Annotated in this window: 12 protein-coding genes and 1 pseudogene; 4 read left to right on the top strand and 9 right to left on the bottom strand. The window is 63.0% G+C overall.

The genetic code is table 11. From position 1 onward, the window contains the following. Nucleotides 1–17: 17 nt before the first annotated feature. Nucleotides 18–362: a RidA family protein gene (locus AC16HO_RS07220; RefSeq protein ID WP_395642348.1), complete on the top strand. Its 345-nt coding sequence runs from the start codon at nt 18–20 to the stop codon at nt 360–362. Nucleotides 363–753: 391 nt separating this feature from the next. Here the strand turns inward: AC16HO_RS07220 and AC16HO_RS07215 are convergent, their stop codons facing one another. From AC16HO_RS07215 to AC16HO_RS07195, 5 genes are read right to left on the bottom strand one after another with little or no spacing between them, the layout of a single operon-like run. Beyond that, on the bottom strand, nt 754–2,601 hold the full coding sequence (locus tag AC16HO_RS07215) for a CocE/NonD family hydrolase (RefSeq protein ID WP_395642359.1): 1,848 nt from the start codon (nt 2,599–2,601) through the stop codon (nt 754–756). A gap of 32 nt (nt 2,602–2,633) precedes the next feature. After that, a complete protein-coding gene (locus tag AC16HO_RS07210; RefSeq protein WP_395642358.1) occupies nt 2,634–4,856 on the bottom strand; it encodes a prolyl oligopeptidase family serine peptidase in 2,223 nt (740 codons plus the stop codon). Nucleotides 4,857–4,870: 14 nt separating this feature from the next. Continuing rightward, entirely contained in the window at nt 4,871–5,581 is a 711-nt protein-coding gene (locus tag AC16HO_RS07205; protein ID WP_395642357.1) for a hypothetical protein, read from the bottom strand. Nucleotides 5,582–5,585: 4 nt separating this feature from the next. After that, complete coding sequence (locus AC16HO_RS07200) at nt 5,586–6,104, bottom strand: hypothetical protein (RefSeq protein WP_395642356.1); 519 nt, start codon at nt 6,102–6,104, stop codon at nt 5,586–5,588. Nucleotides 6,105–6,138: 34 nt separating this feature from the next. Further along, the gene (locus tag AC16HO_RS07195; protein ID WP_395642355.1) at nt 6,139–6,483 is read right to left on the bottom strand and encodes a hypothetical protein; all 345 of its coding nucleotides are present in this window, start codon (nt 6,481–6,483) and stop codon (nt 6,139–6,141) included. A 284-nt stretch (nt 6,484–6,767) separates the two neighbouring features. Between AC16HO_RS07195 and AC16HO_RS07190 the strand changes: the two genes are divergently transcribed. Next, entirely contained in the window at nt 6,768–7,115 is a 348-nt protein-coding gene (locus tag AC16HO_RS07190; protein WP_395642354.1) for a PfkB family carbohydrate kinase, read from the top strand. An 85-nt stretch (nt 7,116–7,200) separates the two neighbouring features. Here AC16HO_RS07190 and AC16HO_RS07185 read toward each other — a convergent pair whose 3' ends face one another. Then, nucleotides 7,201–7,611: a hypothetical protein gene (locus AC16HO_RS07185; protein WP_395642353.1), complete on the bottom strand. Its 411-nt coding sequence runs from the start codon at nt 7,609–7,611 to the stop codon at nt 7,201–7,203. Between the two features lie 4 nt (nt 7,612–7,615). Continuing rightward, nucleotides 7,616–8,107, bottom strand: a complete 492-nt coding sequence (locus AC16HO_RS07180) for a hypothetical protein (RefSeq protein WP_395642352.1) — start codon at nt 8,105–8,107, stop codon at nt 7,616–7,618. A 338-nt stretch (nt 8,108–8,445) separates the two neighbouring features. Here AC16HO_RS07180 and AC16HO_RS07175 point away from each other — a divergent pair, with 338 nt between their 5' ends. Next, a complete protein-coding gene (locus AC16HO_RS07175; RefSeq protein ID WP_395642351.1) occupies nt 8,446–8,979 on the top strand; it encodes a DUF3011 domain-containing protein in 534 nt (177 codons plus the stop codon). A 160-nt stretch (nt 8,980–9,139) separates the two neighbouring features. Here the strand turns inward: AC16HO_RS07175 and AC16HO_RS07170 are convergent, their stop codons facing one another. Together AC16HO_RS07170 and AC16HO_RS07165 are read right to left on the bottom strand one after the other, a co-directional pair. Beyond that, the gene (locus tag AC16HO_RS07170; RefSeq protein WP_395642350.1) at nt 9,140–9,439 is read right to left on the bottom strand and encodes a hypothetical protein; all 300 of its coding nucleotides are present in this window, start codon (nt 9,437–9,439) and stop codon (nt 9,140–9,142) included. Nucleotides 9,440–9,463: 24 nt separating this feature from the next. Further along, nucleotides 9,464–9,817, bottom strand: coding sequence for a hypothetical protein (locus AC16HO_RS07165; RefSeq protein WP_395642349.1), 354 nt, complete (start codon nt 9,815–9,817; stop codon nt 9,464–9,466). Nucleotides 9,818–10,234: 417 nt separating this feature from the next. On the opposite strand from AC16HO_RS07165, the pseudogene AC16HO_RS07160 reads away from it, so the two are divergent. Next, nucleotides 10,235–10,335: pseudogene (locus tag AC16HO_RS07160) on the top strand (RidA family protein); the annotation flags it as partial.

The raw sequence follows: 10,335 nt of genomic DNA, 5'->3' as shown, positions 1-10,335 counted from the left end.
CCAGTCACAGGAACTTCATGATCCAACGCATTGATCCCGGCCCGCGCATGTCCGAGGCCAGCATCCACAATGGTGTCGTCTATCTGGCCGGGCAGGTGCCGGAGGACGCGAGTCTCGACATCGAAGGACAGACGCGCGAGGTGCTGGCCGCGATCGATGCCTTGCTCGCGCAGGCGGGCAGTGACAAGACGCGCATCCTGCGCGCGCAGATTTTTCTCGCCGACATCGCCGATTTCGCCGGCATGAACCGTGCTTGGGATGCGTGGGTCGTGCCCGACAACGCGCCCGCGCGCGCGACGGTCGAGGCGAAGCTCGCGAAGCCGCAATGGAAGGTCGAGATCGTTGTTACCGCAGCGGTGTGAGCATGTCGCCGGAAGCTGTCTTCCATCGCAAATAAAGACGTGGCTGTACGTGGCCGTCACTTGCCATGCCGTTTCGTCGTCGGGGCCGATCGGTTGGGCGAGGATTGAAACGTAGGCGCGGGGTGTCGCGTATTGGTATTGAAATGGGGTCGGGCGAGCGCTCGTTCGCAGGCCGTCATCGACGAGTTTTCCGGTTCGCGAATCTACGCCCAGAAATGCCGGTGAGCGCAGATAGCTGTTGACACGCAAGGAACAGGTTACGTCATTCGGTGTGAATTACTGACATGCAAGCCGCGACCCCGTCGCGATGGCGGTGGCTGCGAGGCAAGCAGTGACGCACCGATACCGGCGGGCACGGCGTCAATCCTCACGCAGTGCCGCATGGGATATTCTACGGCGTCGCGGCCAGCGGCAGGCTCAGTAGACTGGCGTGTGCGTGGTCGTGGAAGACCTCGATATGTGCGACGCGCGGATCGGCGAGGTTTTCGTAACCGATGCGACCGCCGGTGTTGTAGTTCTTCTGGTACTTCGGCGAATTGAGCGGTGCGATCGTCAGGCGCAGGCGCGCGCCGGCGGGGATGCGCCGCGCCATCCACCAGTAGTCGAACGGGATTTCGGCGACCTGATCGGGTTTCAGGAGTTCCTGCTTGAACGGACCATCGCGGAAGCGCGCGCGACGAATGTCTTCGCCGAGTCGGACAGCCGTACCATCCGGCAGGATCATCAGCACCTGCGCCCACAGGTCGAAGTCCGGCGCATCGGCTTGCACGACGAGTTTCAGCCGCATCTGCCCGGCGACGTCCACAGCGTGCTCGAATGGTTCGGAGTGGAACACGATCGCGCGCTTGCCGAAGTCGCGGAACTGGCTGGTCAAGCCCTCGTCGGCGAGGTACGGCGCGAAGGCGAGTTCGGGCAATTCGTGCGGATCGCTGGTGATCAGCGCGGGCGATTCGGAACCCCGCGGCTGCGCAACCAGCGCGCCGGAATGGAACACGCTCATGGGCGAGCCGTCGTGCGCGGAGAGGTAAAGGTCCAGCGACTTGCCGGACGATGCCGCTTCGAGCGACGGCGCGTAACGCCACTCGTCTGCGCCCGGCATGAAGTAGGCGACCCGGTCGCGCAGCAACGCCGGGCGGGGGCCGCGCCCGAGCACCCAGTCGTACCAATCCACGTGCAGCTTGTCCATGTCGAGCACGGCGGCGTCGGGGATCGTGAGCCCCATGATCGTCTTCTCCGGCCGTTGCGTGCCCGGGTGATCCCATGGGCCGATCACGAGGAAGCTTTGGCCGACCTCATCCGCGGGAGCGTGGGCGACATAGCCGCGGTAATAGCGCAGCGCGCCCGGCTGGTTGTCGTCGAAGAAGCCGGTCGCCGTCAGGATCGGAAAACGCATCGCCGCGTAGTCCTGCGCCGTGGGTTCGGCGGCGAGATTCCACGCCTTGTCGCCGACGTGATCCAGCCACGTCTTCATGAACGACTTTCTCCGGCCGTGGCCGTCGTCCATCCACCAGTCGTCCGGCGGAATGCCGATCGCATCATCGAGTTCGCCGAAGGGTCGATACGCGGCGTATTGTTCCAGCATCTTGCCCTGCCAGTACGCAGCGTTGGCGATGAAACCCGTGTTGAGCGTGCGCCCGGCCGTGTAGCCCATGATCACCGCTGACCACGCCTGCGGAATGCCGTTGGTGTTGGGCACGTCCCAGCCGGGATAGATCGGCACGTAGGGCGCGATGCCGGTCAGGTGCGGCGGGTGCTGGGCGGCGGTGCGCCACTGCGTCATGCCGACGAACGAGCCGCCGTACATGAAAACGTGGCCGTCGCTCCACGGTTGCTTAGCGATCCATTCGACGAGGTCATGGCCGTCGCGCCCGACCTGCAAGCCCAGGGTGTCGTTCTTCACTCCACCGGAACGCCCGCGTCCGCGCGTTTCCACCTGCACGTACACGAAGCCGTGCTGCGCGAAATAGACCGGGTCCGGATGCGAGCCGCCATCGATGTCGTACTGCGTGAGCTCCAGTACCGCCGGCAATTTGCCGGTCGCATGCGATGGCTTGGTGATCCAGGCTTCCAGCGACACGCCGTCGCGCATCGGAACCATGCGACCCATGGCGATGTCGTAGCCGGGGCCGACTTGATCCGCGGACGCCCGCGGCGCGGCCGTTGCGGTCAATGTGAGCGCCATCACGGCGAGCAGCGATGCGAAGAAGACGCGCATCAGGGATGAACGGGCAACGTCCATTGAATTTTCCCCTGCGAAGGATCGATGTGCATTCATGGCTCGGGCTGGAAATCCGGATCGCCCAGTTGCCACAGCGCAAAGGCGATCATGTCGGTCGAGTTGCGGTCGCTCTGCGCGCGCGTGGCATCGAAGCCGGTGTGGCCGGCGTCGTAGTCCACGCGCAGCAGCGCGGGCTTGCCGCTGGCAGTCGCGGCCTGCAAACGCGCTGCGAACTTCGCGGGCACCCACGCCGCGACGCGCTGGTCATTCGCGCCGGCATAGATGAGCACCGGCGGATACTTCACGCCATCACGAACGTGCGCGTAGGAACTCATCGCGTACAGCATTTTGAAGCCTTCCGGATCCTTGACGCTGCCGAACTCGGGCACCTCGTCCGGACCGTTGGCGGTGGTTTCGAAGCGCAGCGTGTCGGTGAGCGGCACACGATCGACCACGGCGCCGAACAGGTCCGGGCGCTCCTCGAGCGCGCGGCCGATCAGGACTCCACCGGCGCTTTGCGCCCAGGCGAAAAGTTTCGATGGCCGCGTGTATTTGTGGTCCACCAGGTACTGCGCGCAGGCGATGAAATCCTTCCAGGTGTTCGGCTTGGTCGCCTTGAATCCACCCTGGTGCCAGGCTTCGCCCAGTTCGCCGCCGCCGCGCACGTGTGCGAACGCGATGATCTGCGCATGGTCGTACCAGCTCCGCATCGCCGGGATGTAATACGGCGTGACGCTGATGCCGTAGGCGCCGTAGCCGGTGATCATCGCGGTGTTGTTGCCGTCGAGCGCGATGCCTTTTTTGTGGACGATGGACAACGGCACCAGCGTGCCATCCCAACTCTTCACCCGTACTTCGTCGACCGTGAGATCGTCGGGTTTGTCGTAAGGCCCGGCCGGTTGCAGGCCATCGTCCTGCAGCGCGCCAGTGCGTGCGTCGATGTCCAGGTAGGCCGGCGAACGCAGGTAACTGCTCAGGAAAACCGTCGCCGCACCGCTGCCGCCGTCGGTGCTGACGTCCGCCACGTCGCCGGGATAGGGCAGCGCCGGCGTTTCTGGTTTCGCCCCCGCGATCAGCCGCAGGCGGTGGATGCTGTTGGCGCCGGCATCGTCGATGCGCCAGAAGATCGCATTGCGTCCCGCGTAAACCGCGCTGATCGGCAGTTCGCCTTGCGGCGCGACGATTTCCGGCTTCGAGTCTGCGCGCGTGAGATCAAGCTTGAGGATTTCCCCGCGCGGTGCGTTCTTGCGCGACAGCCAGTACAGCGTGTCGCCGGTGAGTGCGATGACCGGGGTATCCGAATTGTCGCCGCCGATGTACTGGTCGTCGTAACTCGCCGCGATCGGACGCCAAACGGCCCTGCCGGCTTTGATGTCGGAGAGCGGCGCGGCGTAGACGCGCAGACGCTCGTCGCTGCCGGGAGATATGTACGCGATGGCGCAATGCGAATCCGGCGCAGTCGCGATTTCGCTGAACTCGATCGGTGTCAGAGCGATGTTTGCGTTCGTGCCGCGACCGAAGACGGCAGGATCCTTGTCGAAAGATCGGCCGATCACATGCAGGTAGACCTGCTTGTTCTCGCGCTGTTTTGCATCCGGCGTACCGGGTGCAAACTTTTGATCGCGCGAATAGAAGAACGAGCGGCTGCCGGGCAACCAGAATGGCGCGCCGATGTCCTGGTCGATGCGGTCCGCGCTGTCAGGGAGATCCTTGCCGGATGCGACGTCGAAAACGTGCAGCAGCATGTTCGCTTCCGAGCCTCCTTCGGCAATCGCGTAGGCGATGAAGCGTCCGTCGGGAGAAGGCCGATACCAATGGATGCTGAAGTGCGATTTGTCGTTGTCGCGAATCCTCTCGGGATCGACCAGGAGTCTGTCTGCACCCTTGACTCCGTCGCGCACATACAACTTCGGCGATTGTGCGCCCTGCGGCACGCGCAAGCTGTAATAGCGGCCACCCACGATCTGCACGCCGCTGACCTGGGTAGGTTGCGAGGAATTGAGTTCATCCACGCGCTTCAGCAGTGCGGCGTAACCGGGCAATGCATCGAGTTGCGCGCGCGTGTAGTCGGCCTGCGCCTTCATCCAGCGCTGCATCTCGGGGTCCTTCAGGTTCTCCATCCAGCGGTAGTTGTCGGTGACCTTGGTGCCGAAGTAGTCGTCGACGACGGGGCGAATCTGCGCAACCGGAGGAGCTGCGGTCGCCGCGAAACTGGTGAACGGCGCACTCAGCACTGCGGCGCATCCACAGCGTGTAAACAGGAGTTTCGCATTCATGCAGGGAGCCTCGTTTACCGGATCGACAATGTCTGGATGAAACGCAGCCACTCAGATGTTCCCGCTACCCAAGTCGCGATGTAGTCATTCGCGAACACCAACGCTCCGCCGATCACGAAGGCCGGATGCAGGCGTCGATGGCAAAACGTGTCCACCGCAACACACGCGAGGACGAACAGGTTGCGCACGGTCGATGCGTCCACCGTCGACGATGTGTAGACGTTGATGAAGCGCGCCAGCGCGGCATCCAGCAGCAGGAGCATGGCCAGCAGCATCAGGCGCTTGTGCCAGTCGCTGCACCGCTTGCGTAGCACGATCGCCGCACCGACCAGCGCCGCGAACGTGAACAGATTGAATAGCCCGAACGCAAGAAACAGAGAGGGTGGCACGCCCGGCGGCATGTGCGGCGGACCAAGCCGGCAGGCGGTGATCAGAGTCGCCGTGTCCGCAACGATGACTACCAACGCCAGCGCCGCACCGAAGATCCCGAGCTGCATATGCAGGTTCGTGCGATGCCGTGCGACCAACAACACCTGCACGAAGAACAGTGCGATCCAGATCAGCATGATCATCGCGTGTACGCGGACCAGCACGCTCAGGCTGCCGAGATGCGAAAGCAGCGGCACATCGATGCTGAAACCCGCCAGCACCACGACGATCACGCCGATCGCGGCGGCGACGTAGTAGCGGTGTTCTCCAGCCCTTGGCAGGGTGCGCGAATTCATGCGATCACTGCGCTCCCGTCGGCGCCTGCACATTGTCGTACGTCACGCGCGATTCGGCGTGCACCTTGCGGCCTTGCATCTGGGTATCCGACACGGTTTTCAGCGTCAGCCCGTTGTCGGCGATCCAGATCTGGTTGTCGCTGGTGATCGATGCAGTGGACGAGATGACGTGCGCGGCGTAGACGGTCGCGTGCTGGCCATCCACGATTTCCGCTCGCAACACCTTGCAATCGGAGTACGAACTTCCGGCTTCGCGCTTGGCGTCGAGAACCTCCTGCGGCGTCATCGGCACGGTCATCCACTTGCCGTTGTTGGTGCGCATGGACAAGGTGGTGGTCGTGTAGATTTTCTCGAAGGGTTTGCCGCCTACCGTCGATACTTCGTGGTAAGGCGTCCTTGCCATTTTTGCCTCGGCATCCGAGACCGGTTTGCACGAGGCGTCGTCGGCGCGCGCGGGCAGGGCGGGGAGACCGCCGGCGAATGCGGCGAGGGCGATGAGGACGATCGAATTTCGGGTTTCCATGTTGCTTCTCCTGAGTGGATGATTGTGTTCAGGGTCACGCGAACAAGCGGATGACGAACTGGGTCCACGCCGGTGTCTGCGCGGCGTAGAAGGTCACTTGCTCGCTGGCGATCAGCTGTGGCGCGCACCAGCCGAAGGCCGGGCGCAGGCGGCGGTGGCGCACGGTGTCGACGATCACGGGCACCAGCACGCATGCGTAAAACAGCGCGAAAGCCTCGGGCGGGTTGACCGGTAGGCGGGCGATCGGAGGCATGATGATGCTGCATGTCGCAAGCAACATCAGGCGCTTGTGCCAGTCGCTGCGATGGCGCAGCGCGATCGCGCTCGCGACCATTACCGTGAAGTCGAACAAGATCATCAGGTCGGCGCCGAAGATCATCGTGAAGAACCGGTGGCCACCCGGAAAAACCGGCGCTCGAAATTCGCGCGACGCGCAACGGCGGTGGTGTTCATCGTGCGGACCTCCGGGGCCGGAAGGTGTTGCGGCCTGCAAGCTGGGGCATTGCAGAGTGCAACTTGCTATTTCTCCTTCCGCGGGCGACATGACCCGCTCCTGTACCTACCGTTCTGGTGGGTTCGAAACGGGTTACGTCATTCGGGGCCGGTTACTGACATCCGTTTCTGGCTTCTTCCGCAGTCGCGGCGACCACAGGATTCATGCTATTGGTAGCCATCTGCCTAACGGTGGATCGCGCAAGACGGCAATGGTGGACGCATCGCCTTCTGCTACATCGCATTCGGCTCGGCGATACCATCGTGCCGGCCCGCGATGGTGCGAATCCGACACGCCTTTGGTGCGGCAGCGAACTGATTGCCGACGTGCCGGTGCCACCGATCGCGAAAGTCCGCGACCTCACCGGTGCCGGCGACGCCTTCAACGCCGGTTTTCTCGCCGCGTTGGCCGACGACGATTGGGTGATGGCCTGCCGCGCCGGGCACGCGCTCGCCGCTCAGGTGATCGCTCATCCCGGAGCGGTGTTGGCGTCAGCACCAGAAATAAAGCAGCAATAAGCACACCGAAAGAATTCCTTGGAGTGCTGGCGAGTTCGGTGGGATTGGTCTCGCGCGAACGGGCGTGCGAATTTGTGACCAAACGTCACTTGTTCCACGTGCACGCGTTTTCGCCGGACGCCTGCAGATCCTCCTCGAAGTGGAAGACCTTGCCGTCCGTCTTGCGGATGTAGCGGAAGTCGGAGACCCGCGCGCCCTGACTGACCATCACGTATTCGCCGCCGGCACCCACGGTCGCGTCTTCCTTCCAGCGCATCATGCCCTCGTTGGGGCGGTCCCGTGTGGCGCGGATGACTTTGTCTTCGGTCAGCGCGACAGGGATCTTGCCCTTGCCGCGTTCGTAGGTGACATAGCCGCCCTTGGCGTCGGCGAAATCGATTTGCAGCCGTATCGGTGGCTGGTGGTCGATCGACTTGAAGCAGCGGAAATCGTCCGCGCTTGCGAGAGCCTCGTTGCAAGCGAATACCGCGAGTGTGAACAGGAGCAGTCGTTTCATGGCATCAGGGTTTCATCAGGGTGTCGGGGTGTTCCGTGATCAAGCCGCAGTGGAGGGTGACGGGCTGCGCCTTGATGACGGTGGCAAGGCTGTCATCGATGAAATCGCAGGCCAGGATGTTGTCCGGGCCGCTGTGGCGTGAGGAAAACACATTGACGTTCATCCTCACGCCACCCTTGATCCAGCCGAGGCGATTGTTGGTGACGTTGCGGCCGGTGAAGTGGGCGGGGCCCGCGCGGCCGGGCAGGAAGACCTGTTCGTTCCCCAGGTCGATCTGGCCCACTTCGTCGGCGTGTTTGACGGCGGCCGGAGTCGGATCGCCGTAGTAGCGTGCGCTGGCGGTGATGCCCTCGTGGGTCGCCTTGAGTTTCTCGGCCGCCTTCGGCGACAGGGTGACGCGCACGTTGAAGGCCAGCGGCTCGTGCGCAGATGCGGCGGGCGGCGAGGCGCCGAGCCCCAGCGCCAAGATGCACAACAAACAGGGTGCGAATTTCATGCGAACCTCCGGGTTGGTGACACCACGATTTCCGTTGCGTCTTGGCGTTGATCTCGAGCGCGCTTGGTCTTCGTGAACAGCGGGCCATTATAGATATCAATGCTCGGGTTTTTGCATGCGCCACACAGGATCGGCGCGCGCGGATCCTGCGTGCTCAGATTTCGGCGCAGGTGTGATAGCTCATGCACGGCATCGTCGCAGCCGTATTCCGGAGCCCATGCAGGGCCAACGGCCGGATGATATTCTCGCCTCGCCGGTGCCGCATTCGGCACGGCTGGGGATTCCCCTTCGCAGGGGTTGGGGGTATCGAGTCGATCGGTTTTTCAGAGGAGTGCTTTATGCGTCGCATTCATTTCATCGTTGCGGGGATGGCGTTTTACGCAATTTCCGCGTTCTTCGCACCAAACAGCTACGGCGCACGGGATTATTCCTCCGGGGGCGGCAAAACCATCGAGTGCGACAGCACCGGTGGAGCACAACATCGCTGTTCGGCGCCGGGCTATATGGGTGCGCGGTTGGTGCAGCAAGTCTCGCATTCGGCCTGCACTGAAGGCGAGACCTGGGGTTTCGATCAAGGTGATCCAGCAGTCTGGGTCTCCGACGGGTGCCGCGGGAAGTTCGAGCTGATCCGGGAACAAGGCCGCGGCGGCTATTCCTCACCGTCGCAAAGCGGCGAAGTCGTCGCGTGCGCCAGTTCCAACGGCGAGATGAACAAGTGCTCGATTCCGCGCTCTTGGCAGGGTGTACGGCTGGTCGAGCAACTTTCGCACTCGTCTTGTACTCCCGGCGAGGATTTCGGCTACGACCATCGGGGTGAGATGTGGGTCGATCACGGATGCCGTGGCCGTTTCGCGAACGATTCGTCTGACTGAGTGAAGCCTGCTGCCGAATGGGTTTCGGCAGCGGTTTCAAGACGCCAAAAGGGTCCACGGACAAGTGAGCCCGCGCGTGGTCGCGCTGAGCCGCATGGCCCAGTTGAAGGTGCCGAGGTCGGAGTAGACCTCGGCTTCCCGCTCGTGCGCACTCCTGTGCTCAACGCGCGTCGGCAGGCGCGTTTACGTAGGCGTAGTCGAAGCGCACGTCCGTATGCGATTTGCCGAACTTTTCGCCCATGTCCATTTCGATCACCTGCCGCAGCGGCAATCCGCGTGATTTGGGGACCCACAGAGTGTCGTCGACAGTCGTGCTGTCGCCCAGATTCTCGTGCTTGGCATGGACAGCCGCCGATTCGTTGCCGACGTTCTCGTTGCGCAGGTGCCGGCAAGTCGCGCCCATGCCCGCGGTGGACTCGGTGATCCCCTGCGCACGCTTCTTCGGGTCGTAAGGCTGCATGTGCCACTTACCCGCGACCTGCACCTACATGGCGGTGCCGGTGATGACAACCACGTCGTTCGATGGCGCTTTCCTGCGTACCGCCGTCTTCTGCATGTATTCGTGCACTGGCGTGACGGCCAGTTTGTGCAGGGCATCGACGACGGGTTGGCAATCGTCGGCATGGACGGGCGTGGCGGGGAAGGCGCTTGTGAATGCAGCGATGGCGATGAGGACGATCAAATTTCGGGTTTCCATGTTGCTTCTCCGAAAAAGCAGCAGAAGGACTCCAAGAACGCCGATCGGAATGAACGCCGGGATGCGTGCTATCGCGGGTGCGATGATGGCGTATGTCGCAAGCAGCATCAGAGGCTTGTGCCAGTCGCTGCGATGGCGCATGGCGCGGTTCCGATCGTGGCGTCGAAGGGCGTTACGACATTCCGCGCTGGTTACTGACATCCGCGGCGGCTGCAGGCGCACCGGCAGCTCTTCACGACGAGTGGGAGCGCGATTTCGATGGTGCTTGTCTGGCTCCGGGGCACTATCTGTAGTCGCCGCAGGGGCACACGGCATGCAAAACCGGCGGGATCCAGAACGGCCAGAGTGCCTCATCTGTGTCTTCTCCATAACGGGTTTCGCTATATGACGAGTTCCGTTATGGCTGGTCGGTGATTCGAGACTTCGCCGACAAGGAGGCCTTAGAGACCTGGGAAAGTATTCGCTCGCGGCGCCTGCCGGGCGACATTCAGAGCGGGAAACCGGGGTCCGGGAAACCGGGGTCAGGGTAGATTTTTCGCAACCAGTCACAGGAACTTCATGATCCAACGCATTGATCCCGGCCCGCGCATGTCCGAGGCCAGCATCCACAATGGTGTCGTCTATCTGGCCGGGCAGGTGCCGGAGGACGCGAGTCTCGA

The organism is Rudaea sp. (assembly GCF_057139185.1).
This window is presented reverse-complemented; position numbering and strand designations above follow the sequence as displayed.

Excerpts from the sequence above, each read along its gene's own strand:
- AC16HO_RS07215 (WP_395642359.1), bottom strand. The coding sequence starts at position 2,601 with ATGGACGTTGCCCGTTCATCCCTGATGCGCGTCTTCTTCGCATCGCTG.
- AC16HO_RS07220 (WP_395642348.1), top strand. The coding sequence starts at position 18 with ATGATCCAACGCATTGATCCCGGCCCGCGCATGTCCGAGGCCAGCATC.
- AC16HO_RS07210 (WP_395642358.1), bottom strand. The coding sequence starts at position 4,856 with ATGAATGCGAAACTCCTGTTTACACGCTGTGGATGCGCCGCAGTGCTG.
- AC16HO_RS07180 (WP_395642352.1), bottom strand. The coding sequence starts at position 8,107 with ATGAAATTCGCACCCTGTTTGTTGTGCATCTTGGCGCTGGGGCTCGGC.
- AC16HO_RS07195 (WP_395642355.1), bottom strand. The coding sequence starts at position 6,483 with ATGATCTTCGGCGCCGACCTGATGATCTTGTTCGACTTCACGGTAATG.
- AC16HO_RS07205 (WP_395642357.1), bottom strand. The coding sequence starts at position 5,581 with ATGAATTCGCGCACCCTGCCAAGGGCTGGAGAACACCGCTACTACGTC.
- AC16HO_RS07200 (WP_395642356.1), bottom strand. The coding sequence starts at position 6,104 with ATGGAAACCCGAAATTCGATCGTCCTCATCGCCCTCGCCGCATTCGCC.
- AC16HO_RS07165 (WP_395642349.1), bottom strand. The coding sequence starts at position 9,817 with ATGCGCCATCGCAGCGACTGGCACAAGCCTCTGATGCTGCTTGCGACA.
- AC16HO_RS07185 (WP_395642353.1), bottom strand. The coding sequence starts at position 7,611 with ATGAAACGACTGCTCCTGTTCACACTCGCGGTATTCGCTTGCAACGAG.
- AC16HO_RS07175 (WP_395642351.1), top strand. The coding sequence starts at position 8,446 with ATGCGTCGCATTCATTTCATCGTTGCGGGGATGGCGTTTTACGCAATT.
- AC16HO_RS07170 (WP_395642350.1), bottom strand. The coding sequence starts at position 9,439 with ATGCAGCCTTACGACCCGAAGAAGCGTGCGCAGGGGATCACCGAGTCC.